The 20,961-nt window shown below is 59.9% G+C and carries 17 protein-coding genes and 4 tRNA genes; 18 read left to right on the forward strand and 3 right to left on the reverse strand.

From position 1 onward, the window contains the following. Positions 1 to 26: 26 nt before the first annotated feature. Together gppA and rhlB are read right to left on the reverse strand one after the other, a co-directional pair. Positions 27 to 1,517, reverse strand: a complete 1,491-nt coding sequence (gppA, locus tag CYR32_RS18585; protein WP_101826639.1) for a guanosine-5'-triphosphate,3'-diphosphate diphosphatase — start codon at positions 1,515 to 1,517, stop codon at positions 27 to 29. 5 nt (positions 1,518 to 1,522) lie between these two features. Next, positions 1,523 to 2,818 (reverse strand): ATP-dependent RNA helicase RhlB, encoded by a 1,296-nt coding sequence (rhlB, locus tag CYR32_RS18590; RefSeq protein ID WP_101826640.1) that lies wholly within the window; start codon positions 2,816 to 2,818, stop codon positions 1,523 to 1,525. A gap of 118 nt (positions 2,819 to 2,936) precedes the next feature. Between rhlB and trxA the strand changes: the two genes are divergently transcribed. The 18 genes from trxA to CYR32_RS18680 all read left to right on the forward strand — a co-directional run bounded on the left by trxA (position 2,937) and on the right by CYR32_RS18680 (position 19,422). Continuing rightward, positions 2,937 to 3,263: a thioredoxin TrxA gene (gene trxA, locus CYR32_RS18595; protein WP_072931266.1), complete on the forward strand. Its 327-nt coding sequence runs from the start codon at positions 2,937 to 2,939 to the stop codon at positions 3,261 to 3,263. Between the two features lie 444 nt (positions 3,264 to 3,707). After that, the gene (gene rho, locus CYR32_RS18600) at positions 3,708 to 4,967 is read left to right on the forward strand and encodes a transcription termination factor Rho (protein WP_072931267.1); all 1,260 of its coding nucleotides are present in this window, start codon (positions 3,708 to 3,710) and stop codon (positions 4,965 to 4,967) included. 297 nt (positions 4,968 to 5,264) lie between these two features. Continuing rightward, positions 5,265 to 6,362, forward strand: a complete 1,098-nt coding sequence (wecA, locus tag CYR32_RS18605; protein ID WP_101826641.1) for a UDP-N-acetylglucosamine--undecaprenyl-phosphate N-acetylglucosaminephosphotransferase — start codon at positions 5,265 to 5,267, stop codon at positions 6,360 to 6,362. Between the two features lie 20 nt (positions 6,363 to 6,382). After that, positions 6,383 to 7,432 (forward strand): ECA polysaccharide chain length modulation protein, encoded by a 1,050-nt coding sequence (gene wzzE, locus CYR32_RS18610; RefSeq protein ID WP_101826642.1) that lies wholly within the window; start codon positions 6,383 to 6,385, stop codon positions 7,430 to 7,432. Between the two features lie 70 nt (positions 7,433 to 7,502). Next, positions 7,503 to 8,633: a non-hydrolyzing UDP-N-acetylglucosamine 2-epimerase gene (wecB, locus tag CYR32_RS18615; RefSeq protein WP_101826643.1), complete on the forward strand. Its 1,131-nt coding sequence runs from the start codon at positions 7,503 to 7,505 to the stop codon at positions 8,631 to 8,633. Continuing rightward, complete coding sequence (gene wecC / locus CYR32_RS18620; RefSeq protein ID WP_101826644.1) at positions 8,630 to 9,892, forward strand: UDP-N-acetyl-D-mannosamine dehydrogenase; 1,263 nt, start codon at positions 8,630 to 8,632, stop codon at positions 9,890 to 9,892. Before wecB ends, wecC begins: the two co-directional genes overlap by 4 nt. Before the next feature lie 62 nt (positions 9,893 to 9,954). Beyond that, entirely contained in the window at positions 9,955 to 10,836 is an 882-nt protein-coding gene (gene rfbA / locus CYR32_RS18625) for a glucose-1-phosphate thymidylyltransferase RfbA (RefSeq protein ID WP_072931276.1), read from the forward strand. Further along, on the forward strand, positions 10,814 to 11,521 hold the full coding sequence (gene rffC / locus CYR32_RS18630) for a dTDP-4-amino-4,6-dideoxy-D-galactose acyltransferase (protein ID WP_101826645.1): 708 nt from the start codon (positions 10,814 to 10,816) through the stop codon (positions 11,519 to 11,521). The genes rfbA and rffC overlap by 23 nt, the downstream gene beginning before the upstream one ends. 4 nt (positions 11,522 to 11,525) lie before the next feature. Further along, positions 11,526 to 12,656, forward strand: coding sequence for a dTDP-4-amino-4,6-dideoxygalactose transaminase (gene rffA / locus CYR32_RS18635; protein ID WP_101826646.1), 1,131 nt, complete (start codon positions 11,526 to 11,528; stop codon positions 12,654 to 12,656). A gap of 1 nt (position 12,657) precedes the next feature. Continuing rightward, positions 12,658 to 13,908, forward strand: a complete 1,251-nt coding sequence (wzxE, locus tag CYR32_RS18640) for a lipid III flippase WzxE (RefSeq protein ID WP_101826647.1) — start codon at positions 12,658 to 12,660, stop codon at positions 13,906 to 13,908. Next, positions 13,905 to 14,990, forward strand: a complete 1,086-nt coding sequence (locus tag CYR32_RS18645; RefSeq protein WP_101826648.1) for a TDP-N-acetylfucosamine:lipid II N-acetylfucosaminyltransferase — start codon at positions 13,905 to 13,907, stop codon at positions 14,988 to 14,990. The genes wzxE and CYR32_RS18645 overlap by 4 nt, the downstream gene beginning before the upstream one ends. After that, positions 14,987 to 16,357, forward strand: coding sequence for an ECA oligosaccharide polymerase (gene wzyE, locus CYR32_RS18650; RefSeq protein WP_101826649.1), 1,371 nt, complete (start codon positions 14,987 to 14,989; stop codon positions 16,355 to 16,357). Before CYR32_RS18645 ends, wzyE begins: the two co-directional genes overlap by 4 nt. A gap of 8 nt (positions 16,358 to 16,365) precedes the next feature. Next, positions 16,366 to 17,106, forward strand: a complete 741-nt coding sequence (wecG, locus tag CYR32_RS18655) for a lipopolysaccharide N-acetylmannosaminouronosyltransferase (protein WP_101826650.1) — start codon at positions 16,366 to 16,368, stop codon at positions 17,104 to 17,106. A gap of 312 nt (positions 17,107 to 17,418) precedes the next feature. After that, complete coding sequence (thrP, locus tag CYR32_RS18660) at positions 17,419 to 18,813, forward strand: bifunctional threonine/serine APC transporter ThrP (RefSeq protein WP_101826651.1); 1,395 nt, start codon at positions 17,419 to 17,421, stop codon at positions 18,811 to 18,813. 143 nt (positions 18,814 to 18,956) lie between these two features. Beyond that, a tRNA-Arg gene (locus CYR32_RS18665) sits at positions 18,957 to 19,033 on the forward strand. Between the two features lie 85 nt (positions 19,034 to 19,118). Beyond that, positions 19,119 to 19,194 (forward strand) — tRNA-His (locus tag CYR32_RS18670). A gap of 13 nt (positions 19,195 to 19,207) precedes the next feature. Then, positions 19,208 to 19,294 (forward strand) — tRNA-Leu (locus tag CYR32_RS18675). 51 nt (positions 19,295 to 19,345) lie between these two features. Then, positions 19,346 to 19,422: transfer RNA gene (locus CYR32_RS18680), tRNA-Pro, on the forward strand. 705 nt (positions 19,423 to 20,127) lie between these two features. Here the strand turns inward: CYR32_RS18680 and CYR32_RS18685 are convergent. Then, on the reverse strand, positions 20,128 to 20,961 hold an 834-nt coding region (locus tag CYR32_RS18685; RefSeq protein ID WP_101826654.1), incomplete at its 5' end, for a protoheme IX biogenesis protein HemY.

A 20,961-nucleotide genomic window follows, 5' to 3' on the forward strand; every position in this document is an offset into this window, starting at 1 on the left:
AAGCCGGGCTTTTTGCTGAACAGGCGTTACGCCACCTCTTCCACCGTCAACGGCCAGTGCACATAACTTTGCCAGTGGCTCTCATGCTCCAGCTCTTCCGCCCGCAGCGGGTGCTGCTCCAGCCAGCCCTGCGGCACCTGCACAGAGAGCGCATCGCCCTCGGCGTGCAGCCGCACCGCCGGCAGGGTGTCATCGCGGCGGCGGCTGGCAAAGATGATCGCCAGCCGTAACAGGCGGCAGAGCCGCTGCGCCTGGCGCGGCGGCAGGGCGTTCTGCTGGTCGAGCAGGGTGAGGTCCAGCGTGTTGTTCTGGTTTTGCAGCAGCGTCGCCAGCAACTTTTTCTGCGCCGGGGTAAAGCCGGGCAGGTCGAGGTTGCGGATCAGATACGCGGCGTGGTGCGGTGCCTGGCGGAAATCGACGCTGAGGCCAATCTCATGAATCAGGCAGGCGCTGTTAAGCAGCTCGCGGGCGTGGGCATCCAGTTGCCACGCCTCTTCCAGTTGCAGGGCGAAACTCTCCGCCAGCTGGGCCACGCGGGAGGCCTGGTCGCTGTCCAGCAGGTAGCGCCGTTGCAGGTTACGCAGCGTCCGGTGGCGGATGTCCTGCTCCACCGGCAGGTGCAGCATCCCGTAAACCAGCCCTTCACGCAGTGCGCCGCCGGCCAGGGTCATGGTGTCGATGTTCAGCGCCTTGAAGATGGCGATCAGGATCGATAACCCGCTGGGGAACACCAGCGCGCGCTCGAGCGTCAGCCCTTCGATCTCCAGCTCCTCCAGTTTGCCGCACTGGATGGCGCGGCGCCTGAGCTGTTCCAGCTTGGGCAGGGTGATGCGCTCATCCATGCCCTGCGCCACCATAATCTCCTGCAACGCCTGCACCGTGCCGGACGCCCCGACGCAAATCTGCCACCCTTTCTCAATCAGGGCACCGGCAACCGGCGCAATCATCGCCAGCGCGGCTTCCTCAGCCTGGTCAAAATTGGCTTTGCCCAGGTTGCGGTCGCCGAAGTAGCGCTCCAGCCAGGTGACGCAGCCCATCGGCAGGCTGAACAGGGCAGTGGATTGCGCGCCGGTGCCGGTGACCAGCTCGGTGCTGCCGCCGCCGATGTCGACTACCAGGCGCTGGTCGGGGCCGCCGGTGGTGTGCGCCACGCCGTGATAGATAAGGCGCGCTTCCTCTTCGCCGCTGATCACCTGAACCGGGCAGCCGAGGATCGCCTGCGCTTTCTCCAGGAATTCCGGGGTATTGGTGGCCAGGCGCAGTGTGGCAGTCGCTACCACCCGCACCTGATCGCGCGGGATGTCCTGCAGCCGCTCAGAGAAGAGCCGCAGGCACTGCCAGCCGCGCTGCATTGCTTCATGGGAAAGCTGGTTATCTTTGCCCAGCCCGGCGGCCAGCCGGACTTTGCGCTTGATGCGCGCCAGCGTCTGGATACTGCCCGCCACCTCCCGTACCACCAACATATGGAAACTGTTGGAGCCCAGATCGATGGCGGCATAGAGGGAGGAACTGAGCATCGTGATTAGCCCGGACGTTTACGGTTGGTGCGGGGTGCCCCGCTGTTGCGCCGCGGTGCGGAGCCGTTGCGGCGCGGGCCGTTGCCGGGGCGCGGCGGGCGCGTCAGGCGTTTTGGTGCCGGCAGGCCGGTCATCAGCGCATCGCTGTTGTATTTGCTGACCGGGATGCTGTGGCCGGTGTAGGCCTCAATCGCCGGCAGGTTCAGCGCGTACTCTTCACAGGCGAGGCTGATGGAGTGGCCGCTGGCCCCGGCACGGCCGGTACGGCCGATGCGGTGCACATAGTCTTCACAGTCGTCCGGCAGGTCGTAGTTAAAGACGTGCGTAACGGCCGGGATGTGCAGGCCGCGCGCCGCGACGTCCGTGGCGACCAGGATGTCGATGTTGCCTTTGGTGAAATCATCCAGAATACGTAGGCGTTTTTTCTGGGCGACATCGCCGGTCAGCAGGCCGACGCGGTGGCCGTCTGCGGCCAGGTGGCCCCAGATGTCCTCACAGCGGTGTTTGGTGTTGGCGAAAATGATGCAGCGGTCAGGCCACTCTTCTTCCAGCAGCGTCTGCAGCAGGCGCATCTTCTCTTCGTTCGACGGGTAAAACAGCTCTTCCTTAATGCGGTGGCCGGTTTTCTGCTCCGGTTCCACTTCAATGGATTCCGCGTTGTTCATGTGCTCGAACGCCAGCTCTTTCACCCGGTAGGAGAGGGTGGCGGAGAACAGCATATTCAGGCGCTGGGCGGCCGGCGGCATCCGGCGGAACAGCCAGCGGATGTCTTTAATAAAGCCGAGGTCGAACATGCGGTCAGCTTCATCCAGCACCACAACCTGGATAGCGCCCAGGTTGACATGGTTCTGCTTGGTGTAGTCGATCAGGCGGCCGGTGGTACCGATCAGGATATCAACGCCGCTCTCCAGCACTTTGAGCTGTTTGTCATAGCCGTCACCGCCGTAGGCCAGGCCGAGTTTCAGGCCGGTCACCTGTGACAGCGCCTCAGCATCCGCATGGATCTGAACCGCCAGCTCACGGGTAGGCGCCATGATCAAGGCGCGCGGCTGGTTGGTCTGACGGTTGGCGTCAGCCGGGTGTGACAATAAATAGTGGAAAGTAGACGCCAGAAACGCCAGCGTCTTGCCGGTACCGGTTTGCGCCTGACCCGCGACATCCCGTCCGGAGACGGTGATCGGCAGTGCTAACGCCTGAATAGGCGTGCAGTTGTGAAACCCTTTCTTTTCAAGAGCTTCTACGACGAGGGGGTGCAGGGCGAAGTCGGAAAACTTCTGTTCGGTTAAGTGTGTTTTGCTCATAGTGTGGTAGAATATCAGCTAACTATTGCTTTACGAAAGCGTATCCGGTGAAATAAAGTCAACCTAATGTTGGTTAATGCTACATCAACTAGGTAGACATAATCCTTTGGAGTAAAACATGAGCGATAAAATTATTCACCTGACTGACGACAGTTTCGACACCGATGTGCTTAAAGCCGAGGGGCTGGTTCTGGTCGATTTCTGGGCGGAGTGGTGTGGCCCTTGTAAGATGATTGCTCCGATTCTGGATGAAATTGCGCAAGAGTTTGACGGCAAGCTGACCATCGCCAAGCTGAACATCGATGACAACCCGGGCACGGCGCCGAAATACGGCATCCGTGGTATCCCGACCCTGCTGTTGTTCCGGAACGGTGAAGTCGCTGCCACCAAGGTGGGCGCGCTGTCTAAAGGTCAGCTGAAAGAGTTCCTGACCGCCAATATGTAATCGGCACGGATGTCCGATAAGCCAGGTGTTTAGCGGGGAATGTGAAATTCACGTTGGCCGCTAGACGCCTGCAAAGAAGCGTGTTAAGTTTACTTCTACTGCATATAGAACTTACCTGTAGTTTGAATCCTAAAACAGTGTAGATCCTGAACCTGCCGGGTTTGCTCTGTGTTAAAAGCATCGCTTTCTGCGCAGCAATAACATCACGTTATTATTCACCAGCACGAAACAAACGATGCGTTTGACAGTCACACGGTTTTGCTAAAATCATTTAGGCACTTTCGTTCTCAGTCTGCCACAATTTCATGAATACCGTAATTTTACTCACGGTCTCTCTTCAGATAAACGCACTGAGATTGAATGCCAGTAAACAGGCACGGAATTCGCTGCCATACCATTCACGACAAAGTTCGAGACATACCCCGAGTTTAAGAACCCACCATTATGAATCTTACCGAATTAAAGAACACGCCGGTTTCTGAGCTGATTACTCTCGGCGAAAATATGGGGCTGGAAAACCTGGCCCGCATGCGCAAACAAGACATTATCTTCTCCATTCTTAAGCAACATGCGAAGAGTGGTGAGGATATCTTCGGCGACGGCGTACTGGAGATATTGCAGGATGGCTTCGGCTTCCTCCGTTCTGCAGACAGCTCCTACCTCGCCGGTCCTGATGACATCTACGTTTCTCCCAGCCAAATCCGCCGCTTTAACCTCCGTACCGGTGACACCATTTCCGGTAAGATTCGTCCCCCGAAAGAGGGTGAGCGTTATTTCGCGCTGCTGAAAGTTAACGAAGTCAACTACGACAAACCAGAAAACGCCCGCAATAAAATCCTGTTCGAAAACCTTACCCCGCTGCATGCCAATTCCCGTCTCCGTATGGAACGCGGCAACGGCTCCACCGAAGACATCACCGCCCGTGTGCTTGACCTGGCCTCCCCGATTGGCCGCGGCCAGCGTGGCCTGATCGTGGCACCGCCGAAAGCCGGTAAGACCATGCTGCTGCAGAACATCGCCCAGAGCATCGCCTATAACCACCCGGACTGCGTGCTGATGGTGCTGCTGATTGACGAGCGTCCGGAAGAAGTGACCGAGATGCAGCGTCTGGTGAAGGGTGAAGTGGTCGCGTCGACCTTTGACGAGCCGGCTTCCCGTCACGTGCAGGTGGCAGAGATGGTGATCGAGAAGGCCAAGCGCCTGGTTGAGCACAAAAAAGATGTGATCATCCTGCTGGACTCCATCACCCGTCTGGCGCGTGCCTACAACACCGTGGTACCGGCTTCCGGCAAGGTACTGACCGGTGGTGTGGACGCCAACGCCCTGCACCGTCCGAAGCGCTTCTTCGGTGCGGCACGTAACATGGAAGAGGGCGGCAGCCTGACCATCATCGCCACCGCGCTGGTCGACACCGGCTCGAAGATGGACGAAGTGATTTACGAAGAGTTTAAAGGTACAGGTAACATGGAACTGCACCTGGCGCGTAAAATTGCTGAAAAACGCGTCTTCCCGGCGATTGATTACAACCGTTCCGGTACCCGTAAAGAAGAGTTACTGGCCACGCAGGAAGAGCTGCAAAAAATGTGGATCCTCCGCAAGATTATTCACCCGATGGGTGAAATCGACGCGATGGAATTCCTCATTAATAAGCTCGCGATGACCAAAACGAATGATGAATTCTTCGACATGATGAAGCGCTCATAATTCTGTAAAACTCGGGGAACGCCACGCTAAGTCGTGGCGTTTTTTGCTTTTGGTCGTTACGATAAGCCATTAAAAGTTTCATGAATGTCATATTCAGATAATGACGGATGGCGTTTTAATGACTGTTTTTTTAAGTTAATGGATTTTCCGGGTGAGCACACAGCGCAATCCGTAAGGTTTTTGACACGCCAGAACCATAACTGTCACCATAGGATAGGACTGTAAGGCCGCGAGGGTTTATGACATTGCCAGGTTGCAAACCAGAGTGCCTTATCATTTTGCAGAGAGCTGTTAACTGTGAATCTACTCACTATGAGTACTGATCTTCTCTTTATCTTCCTGTTTTCCTTCTGTTTTTTATTTGCAGCCCGTAAAGTCGCGAAGAAAATTGGTCTCGTTGATAAACCTAATTACCGCAAGCGCCATCAGGGGTTGATTCCACTGGTCGGCGGCATTTCGGTTTTCGCCGGAATCTGTTTTACCTTCCTGATCTCCGATTTCCATATCCCCCATTCCCTGCTCTACCTGAGCTGTGCCGGTGTGCTGGTGCTGGTCGGCGCGCTGGATGACCGCTATGACATCAGCGTGAAAATCCGCGCGCTGGTGCAGGCACTGGTCGGTATCGCCATGATGGTGTTCGCCGGGCTGACGCTGAAAAGCCTGGGGCATATCCTGGGGCCGTGGGAGATGGTGCTGGGGCCGTTCGGCTATTTGGTGACGCTGTTTGCCGTCTGGGCCGCGATCAACGCGTTCAACATGGTGGACGGCATCGACGGCCTGCTCGGCGGGCTCTCCTGCGTCTCCTTCGGGGCGATGGGCATCCTGGTGTACCAGGCCGGGCATGTGGATCTGGCGCTCTGGTGCTTCGCGATGATCGCCGCCATCATCCCCTATATTCTGCTGAACCTCGGCGCCCTGGGCCGCCGTTACAAAGTCTTTATGGGTGACGCCGGCAGCACGCTGATTGGCTTTACCGCGATCTGGATCCTGATGCAGAGCACCCAGGGGCCGACCCCGCCGATGAACCCGGTCACCGCCCTGTGGCTTATCGCCATCCCGCTGATGGACATGATCGCCATCATGTACCGCCGCCTGCGCAAGGGCATGAGCCCCTTCTCGCCGGACCGCCAGCACATCCACCACCTGATTATGCGCGCCGGGTTCTCCTCCCGGCAGGCGTTCGTGCTGATTACCCTGGCGGCGGCCATTCTGGCGGCCATCGGGGTGATTGGCGAAAGGCTGATTTTTGTGCCGGAGTGGATGATGCTGCTGCTGTTCCTGCTGGCGTTCCTGCTGTATGGCTACTGCATCAAACGCGCCTGGCGCGTGGCCCGGTTTATCAAACGTATCAAGCGCCGTATGCGCCGCTCCACGATCAATAAGCACGTATCTTAACCCGAGGTGTTCCGGCAGTGATGAAATCTGAGACGTTACCGACCAACAAGACGCAACCTGTAGAAAATGAACTGGATATTCGCGGGCTGTGCTGTGCGCTGTGGCGCGGCAAAGGCGGCATCATCGGGCTGGCGCTGCTGTTTGCCGTGCTGGCGCTGGGCGTCTCTTACCTGGTTGAGCAGAAGTGGAGCACGACCGCCATCACTGACCGGCCGACGGTCAATAACCTCGGCGGTTACTACTCGCAACAGCAGTTCCTGCGTAACCTGGATGTGCGCGCCGCTGTCGCGCCGGTGGGTGACCAGCCTTCGATCTCAGATGAAGCCTATAATGAATTCATTATGCAGCTGGCGGCCTACGACACCCGCCGTGATTTCTGGCTCCAGACCGATTACTACAAACAACGTCAGGAAAATGATGTCAAAGCGGATGCGGCGTTACTGGATAAGCTGATCGGCACCATTCAGTTCACCCCGCGCGATGATAAAAAATTCCTGAATGACAGCGTCAAACTCATGGCGGAAACCGCGGCGGATGCCAACACCCTGCTGCGCCGTTATGTGGCGTTTGCCGGCCAGCGCGCGGCGCAGCACCTGAACGATGAGCTGCAGGGGGCCTGGGCGGCACGCACCGTCTCAATGCAGGCGCAGGTCAAACGTCAGGAAGCGGTGGCGGCCGCGGTGTATAAGCGCGCGCTGAACAGCGTGGAGCAGGCGTTGAAAATCGCCCGCCAGCAGAACATCAGCCGCAGCCAGACGGACACCCCGGCCGAGCAGTTGCCGGATTCCGACATGTTCTTATTGGGCACGCCGATGTTGCAGGCCCGCCTGGAGTCCTTGCAGGCGTCCGGCCCGGGTTATGACATCAGTTACGATCAGAACCGGGCCATGTTATCGACCCTCAACGCAGGGCCGACGTTAGACACAAAATTCCAGACCTACCGCTATCTGCGTACGCCGGAGGAGCCGGTTACGCGTGATAGCCCGCGCCGCGCATTCCTGATGGTAATGTGGGGCGTTGTGGGAGCGTTGATCGGCGCGGGAATTGCTCTGGTGCGCCGACGGGCTTAACTGAACGATAAACGGACGCGCCCGGCACCCGCCTGCGGGCCCTGTCCCCACGACTTAAAAGAGATTCGCTGTGAAAGTGTTGACTGTTTTCGGCACCCGCCCGGAGGCCATTAAAATGGCCCCGCTGGTACACGCTCTGGCCCAGGATGAGGCCTTTGAAGCAAAAGTATGCGTGACGGCTCAACATCGTGAGATGTTGGATCAGGTTCTGCGTCTGTTCGAGATTGAACCCGATTTTGATCTCAACATCATGCGCCCCGGCCAGGGGCTGACGGAGATCACCTGCCGCATCCTTGAGGGGCTGAAGCCGGTACTGGAGTCGTTCCGGCCTGACGTGGTGCTGGTGCACGGCGACACCACCACCACCATGGCCACCAGCCTGGCCGCGTTTTACCAGCGCATCCCGGTGGGCCATGTGGAAGCCGGGTTACGCACCGGCGATCTCTTTTCCCCCTGGCCGGAAGAGGCCAACCGCAAACTCACCGGCACACTCGCCACCTGGCACTTTGCGCCGACAGAGAATTCGCGCCGCAATCTGCTGCGGGAATCCACGCCGGAGAGCCGCATCGTGGTCACCGGCAACACGGTGATTGATGCGCTGCTCTGGGTGCGTGACCGCATCCTGGGCAATGCCGACCTGGTGGAGAGCCTGGCCCGGCGCTACACCTTTTTAGACAGCAGCAAAAAGCTGGTGCTGGTGACCGGCCACCGGCGCGAAAGCTTCGGCGGCGGGTTTGAGCGTATCTGCACCGCGCTGGCGGAGATTGCCCGCCGGCACCCGGATGTGCAGGTGGTTTACCCGGTGCACCTTAACCCGAATGTCAGCGAGCCGGTGAACCGCATCCTCAGCGGTATCGGCAACATCTTCCTGATTGAGCCGCAGGACTACCTGCCGTTTGTCTATCTGATGGATCGCGCCTGGCTGATCCTCACCGACTCCGGCGGCATCCAGGAGGAAGCCCCTTCGCTCGGCAAACCGGTGCTGGTCATGCGCGATACCACAGAGCGCCCGGAAGCGGTGGACGCCGGTACCGTGCGGCTGGTCGGCACCGACATGGCAAAAATCGTGCAGGAGACGACCCGCCTGCTGACTGATGAAAACGAATATCAGGCCATGAGCCGGGCACATAACCCTTACGGCGACGGACACGCCTGCCAGCGTATTCTTCACGCATTAAAGACCCATCAGGTGAAGCCATGAGTTTTGAAACTATCTCTGTGATCGGCCTGGGCTATATCGGCCTGCCGACGGCGGCGGCATTTGCCTCCCGCCAGAAAAAGGTGATCGGTGTGGACATCAACCCACACGCGGTGGAAACCATTAACCGCGGTGCGATTCACATCGTGGAGCCGGATCTCGACGTGGTGGTCAGACGCGCAGTGGAAGAGAATTACCTCCGCGCGGTGATCGCCCCGCAGCCCGCTGACGCCTTCCTGATCGCGGTGCCGACCCCCTTCAAAGGCGATCACCAGCCCGACATGGTGTATGTCGAGGCGGCGGCGCGCTCTATCGCCACCGTGCTGAAAAAAGGCGATCTGGTGATCCTCGAATCCACCTCGCCGGTAGGGGCCACCGAGCAGATGGCCGGCTGGCTTGCGGACTCGCGCCCGGACCTGACTTTCCCGCAGCAGGCGGGCGAGCAAGCGGACGTCAACATCGCCTACTGCCCGGAGCGCGTGCTGCCGGGGCAGGTCATGGTGGAGCTTATCAAGAATGACCGGGTGATCGGCGGCATGACGCCTGCCTGTTCCGCCCGCGCCAGCGCGCTCTACAACATTTTCCTCGAAGGGGAGTGCGTGGAGACCAATGCGCGCACCGCCGAGATGTGCAAGCTGACGGAAAACAGCTTCCGCGATGTGAACATCGCCTTCGCCAACGAGCTGTCGCTGATCTGCGCGGAGCAGGGGATCAACGTCTGGGAGCTGATCCGGCTGGCGAACCGCCACCCGCGCGTCAACATCCTGCAACCCGGCCCCGGCGTCGGCGGCCACTGCATCGCGGTCGACCCGTGGTTTATCGTGGCGCAGAACCCGGAACTGGCGCGGCTGATCCGTACCGCGCGCGAAGTGAATGACAGCAAACCCCACTGGGTGGTGGAACAGGTCAAAGCGGCCGTGGCCGATTGCCTGGCCGCCGGTGACCAGCGCGCTGCGGATGTCACCATTGCCTGCTTTGGCCTGGCGTTCAAACCGAACATTGATGACCTGCGGGAAAGCCCGGCCGTCCACGTCGCGCAGCTGATCGCTGAGTGGCACCGCGGCGAGACGCTGGTGGTGGAACCGCACGTTGACCACCTGCCCAGGGCGCTTGCCGGCCAGACCACGCTGGTCAGCCAGGAAGAGGCGTTGCAGCGCGCAGATGTGGTGGTGATGCTGGTGGACCATCAGGTGTTTAAGGCCGTTCCGGCGGCGGCCATCCGCCAGCCGTGGATTGTGGATACCAAAGGGGTGTGGCGCTGAGCTGCACCCACCGGCACGTTTAGGGCTGAACGACTTCCCGCCGCGGCGGGACTGGAGAGCATATGAAAGGCATTATTCTGGCGGGCGGCTCCGGCACCCGGCTGCACCCCATCACGCGCGGCGTCTCCAAACAGTTGCTGCCGATTTACGACAAGCCGATGATCTACTACCCGCTGTCGGTGCTGATGCTGGCGGGTATCCGCGACATCCTGATTATCTCCACGCCGGAGGACATGGCCTCCTACCAGCGGCTGCTGGGCAGCGGCGAGGAGTTCGGCATCCGCCTGCAGTATGAGGTGCAGGCCAGCCCGGACGGGCTGGCGCAGGCGTTCCTGATCGGTGAAGAATTTATCAATGGCGAACCCACCTGTCTGGTGCTGGGCGACAACATCTACTTCGGCCAGGCTTTCAGCCCGAAACTGAAAAACGTCGCGGCGCGTGAGCGCGGGGCCACGGTGTTCGGCTATCAGGTGATGGACCCGGAACGCTTCGGCGTGGTGGAGTTTGACGAAAACTTCCGTGCGCTGTCGCTGGAGGAGAAGCCGCTGAAACCACGCTCCAACTGGGCGGTGACCGGCCTCTACTTCTACGATGCGCAGGTCGTTGAGTTCGCCAAACAGGTGAAACCGTCGGTGCGCGGCGAACTGGAGATCACCTCGATTAACCAGATGTATCTGGATCGCGGTGAGCTGACGGTCGAACTGCTGGGGCGCGGCTTCGCCTGGCTCGACACCGGCACCCACGACAGCCTGATCGAGGCGAGCAGCTTCGTGCAGACGGTGGAGAAGCGCCAGGGCTTTAAAATCGCCTGCCTGGAAGAGATTGGCTGGCGCAACGGCTGGCTGGATGACGAGGCGATCCGCCGCGCTGCCCAGTCGCTGGCGAAAACCGGTTACGGCAAATACCTGCTGGATCTGTTACATGCGCGTCCACGCCAATATTGAGCCGCTGGCCTGGGAGAGTGATTTCTTCCAGCGCACCAGCGCAAAGCTGGCGTTCACGGCGGAGGCTGCGCCGCTCACCGTGCCGCGGCTGGCACCCTACCAGATTGTGCAGGCCAAAATTGCGGCCACCGATCTGCCGCTCTCCGACGCCCTGGCCGGTTTCGGCTTCCGCCTGGCGGAAGGGGAGATCGATTTCACCCTGAACGTCGCGCCGGGCGCTGAGGCGGCCCCCGGCCCGCTGGCGGTGCGCCCGGCCGCTGAGGCGGATATCCCTGCGTTGCAACAGGCCGCCGCGGCCGCTTTCGCCCTCAGCCGCTTCCGCACCCCCTGGTATCAGCCGCAGGACAGCGGGCGTTTCTACGCCCAGTGGGTGACGAACGCGGTGCGCGGCAGTTTTGACCACCTCTGCCTGCTGGCGGAGGATGACCAGCAGCGGCCGCAAGGCTTCGTCACCCTGCGGCGCACGGCGGCCGGGGAAGCGCGCATCGGGTTGCTGGCCGCCTGGCCGGGTGCCGGTGGGCGCGGCGTGGGCAAGTGCCTGATGCAGGCCGCCCGGCAGTGGTGCCGGGCGGAACAGCGCACACAGCTGCACGTGGCGACCCAGAGCGGGAACGTCGCGGCAATGCGTCTCTATATTGGCAGTGGTGCGTCAGTGGCGGCCACTTCATTCTGGTTGTACAGGTGATCCTATGATTCCATTTAATGCGCCACCGGTAGTGGGCACTGAAATTGATTACATGCAGTCTGCCATGAGCAGCGGCAAGCTGTGCGGCGACGGCGGTTACACCCGCCGCTGCCAGCAGTGGATTGAGCAGAATTTCAACTGCCCGAAAGTGCTGCTGACCCCCTCCTGCACCGCGTCGCTGGAGATGGCGGCGCTGCTGCTCGACATCAAAGCCGGTGATGAAGTGATCATGCCGAGCTACACCTTTGTCTCGACCGCCAACGCCTTTGTGCTGCGCGGGGCGAAAATCGTGTTTGTGGATATCCGCCCCGATACCATGAACATCGACGAGACCAAAATCGAAGCGGCGATCACCGAACAGACCCGCGCGATTGTGCCGGTGCACTACGCGGGCGTGGCCTGTGAAATGGACACCATCATGGCGCTGGCGGAGAAGTACCGGCTCTATGTGGTGGAAGATGCCGCGCAGGGCGTGATGTCGAAATACAAGGGCAAGGCGCTCGGCACCATCGGCCACATCGGCTGTTTCAGCTTCCATGAAACCAAAAACTACACCGCAGGCGGTGAGGGCGGCGCGACGCTGATCAACGACCGCGCGCTGATTGAGCGCGCCGAGATCATCCGCGAGAAGGGCACCAACCGCAGCCAGTTCTTCCGCGGCCAGGTTGACAAGTACACCTGGCGGGACATCGGCTCCAGCTTCCTGATGTCTGACCTGCAGGCCGGCTATCTCTGGGCGCAGCTCGAAGCGGCTGACCGCATCAACCAGCGCCGCCTGCTGCTCTGGACGAACTACTACGAAGCGCTGTCGCGGCTGGCGAAACAGGGGCGCATCGCGCTGCCTGCCATCCCGGCCAACTGCGTCCACAACGCCCACATGTTCTACATCAAACTGCGGGACATCGCGGAGCGTGACGCCCTGATCGCCTACATGAAAGAGGCGGAGATCATGACGGTGTTCCACTACATCCCGCTGCACAGCAGCCCGGCCGGGGAGCAGTTCGGCCGTTTCGCCGGGGAAGACCGTTTCACCACCGCAGAGAGCGAGCGCCTGGTACGCCTGCCGCTGTTCTACAACCTCTCCGATGTTAACCAACGCACGGTCATTAATACGCTTCTGAGCTTCTTTGCCTGATATGTCACTGGCTAAAGCATCTGTCTGGACCGCAGGCTCGACGTTAATCAAAATTGGCGTCGGGCTGGTTGTGGTCAAACTCCTTGCCGTCAGCTTCGGCCCCAGCGGGGTCGGGCAGGCGGGTAACTTCCGTCAACTGATCACCGTGCTGGGCGTGCTCTCCGGCGCAGGCATTTTCAACGGCGTCACCAAATATGTGGCGGAGCACCAGCAGGATGCCGCGCGGCTTCGGGCGGTACTCGGCACCGCGTCGACGTTAATCCTCGGTTCTTCTGCTCTGCTGGCGCTGGTGTTCCTGCTGGCGGCCGCGCCAATCAGTGTTGGGCTGTTCGGCCACGATCGCTACCAGAACGTGGTGCGCGGCGTGGCGCTGGTGCAGATGGGCATCGCCTGCGCCAACTTTTTCCTGGCGATTCTGAAGGGCTACCGTGATGCGCTGGGCAATGCGCTGGCGATTGTCGGCGGCAGCCTGATCGGGCTGGTGGCCTATCTCCTCTGCGTCCGGCTTGGCGGTTATGAGGGGGCGCTGGCCGGGCTGGCGCTGGTGCCGGCGCTGGCGGCGATCCCGGCCGGGCTGCTGCTGGTGAAACGCCGCCGTTTCCCGCTGCGTGACCTGAAACCAGGCTGGGACCGGCTGCTGGCCGGGCAGTTCGCCAAGTTCACCCTGATGGCGCTGATGACTGCCGTGACCCTGCCGGTCGCCTATATCATGATGCGTAACCTGCTGGCCGCGCACGATGGCTGGGACGCGGTGGGCATCTGGCAGGGGGTGAGCAGCATCTCCGATGCCTACCTGCAATTTATCACCGCCTCGTTCAGCGTCTATCTGCTGCCGACGCTGTCGCGCCTGACGGAGAAATCCGCCGTGACCCGCGAGATCGGCCGTTCGCTGGCGTTTGTGCTGCCGGTGGTGGCGGCGGTGAGTTTCAGCGTCTGGCTGCTGCGCGATGTGGCGATCTGGCTGCTGTTCTCTGACAAATTCACCGCGATGCGTGATCTGTTTGCCTGGCAACTGGTGGGCGACGTGCTGAAAGTCGGGGCTTATGTCTATGGCTACCTGGTGATCGCCCGCGCTTCGCTGCGCTTCTATTTGCTCACCGAACTGAGCCAGTTCCTGCTGCTGACCGGCTTTGCCTGCTGGCTGATCCCGGCGCACGGTGCGCTGGGGGCGGCCCAGGCCTATATGGCCACCTATTGCGTCTATTTCTTGCTCTGTAGCACTGTTTTCCTGATTTATCGTAGGCGGGCATGACAACACTTATCCACGTTCTGGGATCTGACATCCCACACCATAACCTCACGGTTTTGCGCTTCTTTAATGATGTGCTGTCGGCGCGCGCCCCGGCCGGTCAGGCCACCACCTTTATGGTCGCCGCCGCCGATGCGGCCGCGTTCGCCGCCTTCAGCAAGCTTGAGATTGAGGTCTTCCCGGACAAACCGGCGCTGGCGCAGGCGGTGATCCGCCGCGCGCAGCACAGCCGGCAGACCCGCTTCTTCCTGCACGGGCAGTTCAACCCAACGCTGTGGCTGGCGCTGCTGCAACGCAAAATCCAGCCGCAGCAGGTGTACTGGCACATCTGGGGCGCCGATCTCTACGAAGAGGCAAAAGGCTGGAAATTCCGTGCCTTCTACCTGATGCGGCGGCTGGCGCAGGGGCGCGTCGGCCATGTGTTCGCCACGCGCGGGGACATCCAGCACTACCGGCTGCGCCACCCGCGCGTCCCGGCATCGTTGCTTTACTTCCCGACCCGCATGGACCCGGCGCTCAGCGTGCCCGCCCGCGCCCACCGGAACGGGGAGCCGCTGACAATTCTGGTCGGCAACTCCGGCGACCGTACCAACCGCCACATTGAAGCGTTACAGGCGATTCACCGTGAGTTCGGCAGCGAGGTGAACGTCATCGTGCCGCTGGGCTACCCGGCCAATAACGACGCCTATATCGCGCAAATCCGCGAAGCGGGCGCGGCGCTGTTCCCGGTACAAAACCTGCAACTGCTGACGGAACAGATGGCGTTCCCGGACTATCTGGCGCTGCTGCAACGCTGCGATCTCGGCTACTTTATCTTTAACCGCCAGCAGGGCATCGGCACACTCTGTTTGCTGATCCAGTCCGGCATCCCGTTTGTGCTGAGCCGCCAGAACCCGTTCTGGCAGGATCTGGCGGAGCAGCACCTGCCGGTGCTGTTCTATGGTGATGCGCTGGACGAGGCGACGGTGCGTGAGGCGCAACGGCAGATGGCACTGGTGGACAAGCAGGCGATCGCCTTCTTCAACCCCAACTACATTGACGGCTGGATCAGCGCCCTGGCGCTGGCCGCGGGGGAGGCAGCATGACACTGGGCGAATTGGGCGGGCTGGGGGCGGTGTACCTGGCCTCGCTGTTGTTTATCCTGACGTTAAGCTACCGGGAGTTCCGCCGGGTGCGCTTTAACTTCAACGTCTTCTTCTCGCTGCTCTACCTGCTGACCTTCTATTTCGGCTTCCCGCTCACCTGCGCGCTGGTGTTTGAGTTTGATGTCGCGGTGGTGCCGCCGGAATTCCTGCTGCAGGCGCTGCTTTCGGCCACCTGTTTCTACGCCATCTACTACGTGGCCTACAAAACCCGGCTGCGGTCCGCCACCGCCGTGGCGCGGCCACCGCTGTTCACCCTGAACCGGGTAGAGGCGCACCTCACCTGGGGGCTGCTGGCGCTGATTGCGATCGGTACCGTCACCGTGTTCTTTATGCACAACGGTTTCCTGCTGTTCAAGCTCAACGCCTACAGCGAGATCTTCTCCAGCGAGGTCTCCGGCGTGGCGCTGAAGCGCTTCTTCTACTTCTTCATCCCGGCGATGCTGGTGGTCTATTTCCTGCGGCAGGATCTGCGCGGCTGGCTCTTCTTCCTGGTCAGCACTGTGGCGTTCGGCATTTTGACCTACATGATCGTCGGCGGCACGCGCGCCAACATCATCATCGCCTTTGCCCTGTTTTTGTTCATCGGCATTGTGCGCGGCTGGATCACCCTGTGGATGCTGGCGGCCGCCGGGGTGTTCGGCATTGTCGGCATGTTCTGGCTGGCGCTGAAGCGCTATAGCCTCGACGTCAGCGGCGCGGAGGCGTTCTACACCTTCCTCTACCTGACGCGCGACACCTTCTCGCCGTGGGAAAACCTGGCGCTGCTGCTGCAAAACTACGACAAGATCGACTTCCAGGGGCTGGCACCGATGGTGCGTGACTTTTACGTCTTCATCCCCAGCTGGCTCTGGCCGGGGCGGCCGGCGGAAGTGCTTAACAGCGCCAACTACTTCACCTGGGAAGTGCTGGACAACCACTCCGGCCTCGCCATCTCGCCGACGCTGATCGGCTCGCTGGTGGTGATGGGCGGCGTCTGGTTCATCCCGCTGGGCGCGGTGGCGGTCGGCTGGATCATCAAATGGTTTGACTGGCTGTACGAGCAGGGCAAAGCGGAGAACAATCGCTATAAATCGGCCGTGTTGCAGGCGTTCTGCTTTGGGGCAGTGTTTAATATGATCGTGCTGGCGCGGGAAGGCGTTGACGCCTTCGGCTCCCGTGTGGTCTTCTTCTGCCTGATTTTTGGTGCCTGTCTGGTGGCGGCGAAACTGTTGTACTGGATGTTTGATGCGGGCGGCCTGATCAGGCCGCGCGGCGGACGCGGGGAAAGGGCTTCCCCGGTGTCGCCCCCGGCGGACGGCATCCTGTAAGGAAATTCATGGACTCACTACGCTCTGTCCCCAAATACACCATCCGCGGGCTGGATATCTGGGGCTTTAAAAATATGGCGCAGTTTCTCGATCACCTGTTTGCCGGGCGCCAGGTGCGCACCGGTACGCTGGTGGCGATTAACGCCGAAAAGGTGCTGGCGACGGAACGCGACGCTGCGCTGCACGCGCTGATTAACGGCGTGGAATATAAGTATGCTGACGGCATCAGTATTGTGCGTTCCATCCGGCGCAAATACCCCGGCGCGGAGGTGTCACGCATTGCCGGGGCGGATCTCTGGGAAGCGCTGATGGCGCGCGCCGGGCGCGAGGGCACGCCGGTATTTTTGATCGGCGGCAAGCCGGAGATTCTGGCCCAGACGGAAGAGAAGCTGCGTGCGCAGTGGAACGTCAACATCGTCGGCAGCCAGAACGGCTACTTCACCCCGGAACAGCGCCAGCCGCTGTTTGAGCGGGTGAAAGCCAGCGGCGCGGCGATTGTCACGGTGGCGATGGGGTCACCGCGGCAGGAGGTGCTGATGCGCGACTGCCGGGCGCTCTACCCGCATGCGCTCTATATGGGCGTCGGCGGCACCTATGACGTGTTTACCGGCCATGTGAAACGTGCGCCCAAATTCTGGCAAAACACCGGGCTGGAGTGGCTCTACCGGCTGATTCTGCAACCAAGCCGGCTGGGCCGCCAGCTGAAACTGCTCAAATACCTGCGTTACCACTTCACCAACCAGCTCTGACGCGTTATGCGCCCTGCGATCCAGGGCGCATCTGCACACTTTTTGCAAAAAAAGCGGTGAGCTTGCTTCAAGGCTTGCATATTCTGGTTTGCTTCTGACGAAAAAATACGGAACCATAGCGCCCGGTAAAACCCGGCAGGCACCTGCCGGAAAGCGGCTGGCCATTTCTTTCCTATCCTCTATCCAGAGGGAATCCCCGGCGCAGTCCGCTTGCCCCATGCGGCGTTCCGCCGCTTGTTTCGGTCTACCACCAAAAAAATAACATTCCGGCCTGTCCGGAAGGCATACACAACACGCGAAAACAGAGGATTTATGGCGAGTCACGAAGAGAAAAAAGGGTTGCACCGGGGGTTGGAGGCGCGGCATATCGAGCTTATCGCCCTGGGCGGCACCATCGGTGTCGGGTTATTTATGGGGGCGGGCAGTACGCTGAAATGGGCGGGGCCGTCCGTGTTGCTGGCCTACATCGTGGCCGGGCTGTTTGTGTTTTTCATTATGCGCGCGATGGGCGAGATGCTGCACCTGGAGCCGGTCGCCGGCTCGTTTGCGGTGTATGCCCATAAATACCTCAGCCCTTATTTTGGCTACCTGACCGCCTGGAGCTACTGGTTTATGTGGATTGCGGTAGGGATCTCCGAGATCACTGCCGTAGGGGTCTATGTGCAGTACTGGTTCCCTGAGCTGCCGCAATGGGTGCCCGCGCTGGCGGCGATTGCGCTGGTGGCGCTGGCCAACCTGGCTGCCGTCAAACTCTACGGGGAATTTGAGTTCTGGTTCGCGTTGATTAAGGTCACCACCATTATTGTGATGATCGTAGTGGGGCTGGGCGTCATCTTCTTCGGCTTCGGCAACCACGGCCAGGCGCTGGGGTTTGAGAACCTCACCACCCACGGCGGCTTCTTCGCCGGTGGCTGGAAAGGCTTCCTGTTTGCGCTCTGTATTGTGGTGGCGTCCTATCAGGGGGTGGAGCTGGTCGGTATCACCGCCGGGGAAGCCAAAAACCCGCAGGTGACGCTGAAGCGCGCCATCAACAACATCCTGTGGCGCATCCTGATTTTCTACGTCGGGGCGATCTTCGTCATCATCACCATTTTCCCGTGGAATGAGATCGGCACCCACGGCAGCCCGTTTGTGCTGACCTTCTCGAAGATCGGCATCACCGCGGCGGCCGGCATCATCAACTTTGTGGTGCTGACGGCGGCGCTCTCCGGCTGTAACAGCGGCATGTACAGCTGCGGGCGTATGCTCTATGCCCTGGCGAAAAACCGCCAGCTGCCGTCGTTCCTGGCGCGCGTCTCCAAAGGCGGCGTACCGGTCTACGGCATCGCCATCACCATTCTCTGCCTGCTGGTCGGCTCCTGCCTGAACTACATCATCCCGAACCCGGAGAAGGTGTTCGTCTACGTCTACAGCGCCAGCGTGCTGCCGGGCATGGTGCCGTGGTTTGTGGTGCTGGTCAGCCAGCTGAAGTTCCGCGCCGTACACAAGCAAGCGCTGAAAACCCATCCGTTTAAGTCGCTGCTGTTCCCCTACGCCAACTATCTGACCATCGCTTTCCTGCTTTGTGTGCTGGTCGGCATGGGAATTAACCCGGATACGCGGATTTCTCTGCTGGTAGGCGGAATTTTCATTGCCGCGGTCTCATTAATCTATGTCGGCACAGGGATGCACAAACGCCGGGATGCGTTGAAAAACAGCGCAGAATAGCAGGGCAGGGGCGGGATAAGGGGCTTTAGCGCTCACTTTTAGGACGAAATGCACAAACTCTAAGCAGGCGTGATATTTCTTCTAAAAAAGCACTAGACAGCCCAGCACGAAAGCCGTAATATCCCGCCCCGCAACGGCGCTAAGCGCCCGTAGCTCAGCTGGATAGAGCGCTGCCCTCCGGAGGCAGAGGTCTCAGGTTCGAATCCTGTCGGGCGCACCATTAAGTTTGTGTGCAAGAGCTGCGGTGGACACTTTCTTCGGAAAGAACGTACCGCGTGAAGTGGCAGTAAAGCAGTAATGTGATGGTGGCTATAGCTCAGTTGGTAGAGCCCTGGATTGTGATTCCAGTTGTCGTGGGTTCGAGTCCCATTAGCCACCCCAGATTTGTGACGATGCGAAGGTGGCGGAATTGGTAGACGCGCTAGCTTCAGGTGTTAGTGTCCTTACGGACGTGAGGGTTCAAGTCCCTCTCTTCGCACCACACAACCAGCATCTTGTGATGTTGGTGCAGTAAAAAGTAAAAGCAAAAAATCGGCGAGTAGCGCAGCTTGGTAGCGCAACTGGTTTGGGACCAGTGGGTCGGAGGTTCGAATCCTCTCTCGCCGACCACATTCAGAATAACCCCGCTATGCGGGGTTTTTCGCTTTCTGGCGTCCGCCTTTCTCTGCGTTGTTTCCTTTCTCTCTGTGCTCCCCTGATTTTTGGTTATCGCCTGCTTAGAGAGGCATATTCACTTTCTATTTGTGCTTTTTGCGCGCGTCAGCGGCGTTGTCGTCTAGTGACAACAACAGCGCAATCGTCTGTCGCTGCGCGGTGACATATAAACGTCTGAATTAAAAAGATAATTATTGGAAGCGCTGCCGTTGTCGTTTCAGGGCGACAGAAAAGGAAGCTGCGGCAGTAGGATTTGACGCTGAGTCCGGAACCCGGCTTTTCTGAGAAATTAAACCAAATAAAAAACCTTTTAAATCAAATAACTAAATTTTTAATCAGCAGAGCGATGAAAATTGGCACGGCATATGCAATACTTTATGCGTAGATGCTCATTCACCCTGTTATGACTGCTTCGGCTTCATAAAACCTGGAATGATGCAGAGCCAATTTCGGTACCTAGTGTCCACCTTATCGATAACCCCGGTTATCACCAAGCGGACATAACGTTGAGTGAGGTACCACCCCCAGTTGTCCTAGACCTGAATTTGCTTGTTTGAACACTTGTCCCGGCGGGCAAGTGTTTTTTTTTGCCTGTCGCCCGGCAGCAGGCGTAAAAAAGGCCCCCAGAAGGAGCCTTTTCAACAGGGACTGATTGACGGGTTACGCTTCCGGGCGCTGCAGGGTGAGGAGCAACCCTTCGCGCCGCAGCTGCGCGGCCTCTTCAGGCTTATGCAGCTTGTCCAGCGTGTCGGCCAGCCAGGCGTAATCATAGCCGTCCGGGCGCTCTGCCAGCGCGGCGCGGAAACACTCGCTCGCGGCCTGCCATTCGCCGTGTTTCATCAGCATCTGGCCCAGCGTGCTGTTCAGCAGCGGGGTCGCGCCGTGCTGTTTGATTTGCTGGCGCAGCACTTTCTCAAGCTGTTCAGGGTTGCCGGACTTCAGGCGCGGCATCAGCAGCACCAGGCGCGGATCGTAATGGCGCTTCAGTCCATCCAGCAACACTTCCTGTGCCATGTCATGGTCGTTACAGGCGATCAGGTTTTCCGTCATGGCGATCTGCAGCGCCGTATCGTGGCGGGTTTTGCGGTTCTGATCTTTCCACCAGCGCTTCAGGCCATCGCTGCCCTCTTTCGCCATCACCTCGTTCATCAGGCCGATGTAGGCCTGCTCGCGCAAGGTCTGAAGATGGGCGTCGTCGTACAGGTGGATTTTCGCCATCGACGGGATAATGCCCAGCAGCGCATCAAAGGCCCCGCTGCGCAAATACGCCTGCTCAGCCAGACGCAGCACTTCCGGGTGACGCGGTGCCTGACCGACCAGATTATCGACGCCGTGGCGCGCCGCATGGATTTCACCCTGAGCCAGCTGAATACGCACGCGGGTAATGTCCACCGGCAGCTGATCGTTATCGGCAATCTCTGCCGCCCGTTCCAGATACTGGTTGGTGCGGAAATCATCCCCGCGCTGCTGGGCGGCTTCCGCGGCCAGCAAATG

Origin of the sequence: Chimaeribacter coloradensis, assembly GCF_002858715.1 — a bacterium.
GTDB lineage: Bacteria > Pseudomonadota > Gammaproteobacteria > Enterobacterales > Enterobacteriaceae > Chimaeribacter > Chimaeribacter coloradensis.

What these genes read in the sequence shown, in the direction of transcription:
- rho (WP_072931267.1), top strand. Translation starts at nt 3,708, where the DNA reads ATGAATCTTACCGAATTAAAGAACACGCCGGTTTCTGAGCTGATTACT.
- wecC (WP_101826644.1), top strand. Translation starts at nt 8,630, where the DNA reads ATGAGTTTTGAAACTATCTCTGTGATCGGCCTGGGCTATATCGGCCTG.
- thrP (WP_101826651.1), top strand. Translation starts at nt 17,419, where the DNA reads ATGGCGAGTCACGAAGAGAAAAAAGGGTTGCACCGGGGGTTGGAGGCG.
- rffC (WP_101826645.1), top strand. Translation starts at nt 10,814, where the DNA reads ATGCGCGTCCACGCCAATATTGAGCCGCTGGCCTGGGAGAGTGATTTC.
- wzyE (WP_101826649.1), top strand. Translation starts at nt 14,987, where the DNA reads ATGACACTGGGCGAATTGGGCGGGCTGGGGGCGGTGTACCTGGCCTCG.
- gppA (WP_101826639.1), bottom strand. Translation starts at nt 1,517, where the DNA reads ATGCTCAGTTCCTCCCTCTATGCCGCCATCGATCTGGGCTCCAACAGT.
- wzzE (WP_101826642.1), top strand. Translation starts at nt 6,383, where the DNA reads ATGAAATCTGAGACGTTACCGACCAACAAGACGCAACCTGTAGAAAAT.
- trxA (WP_072931266.1), top strand. Translation starts at nt 2,937, where the DNA reads ATGAGCGATAAAATTATTCACCTGACTGACGACAGTTTCGACACCGAT.
- rfbA (WP_072931276.1), top strand. Translation starts at nt 9,955, where the DNA reads ATGAAAGGCATTATTCTGGCGGGCGGCTCCGGCACCCGGCTGCACCCC.
- wecG (WP_101826650.1), top strand. Translation starts at nt 16,366, where the DNA reads ATGGACTCACTACGCTCTGTCCCCAAATACACCATCCGCGGGCTGGAT.
- rhlB (WP_101826640.1), bottom strand. Translation starts at nt 2,818, where the DNA reads ATGAGCAAAACACACTTAACCGAACAGAAGTTTTCCGACTTCGCCCTG.
- CYR32_RS18645 (WP_101826648.1), top strand. Translation starts at nt 13,905, where the DNA reads ATGACAACACTTATCCACGTTCTGGGATCTGACATCCCACACCATAAC.
- wzxE (WP_101826647.1), top strand. Translation starts at nt 12,658, where the DNA reads ATGTCACTGGCTAAAGCATCTGTCTGGACCGCAGGCTCGACGTTAATC.
- rffA (WP_101826646.1), top strand. Translation starts at nt 11,526, where the DNA reads ATGATTCCATTTAATGCGCCACCGGTAGTGGGCACTGAAATTGATTAC.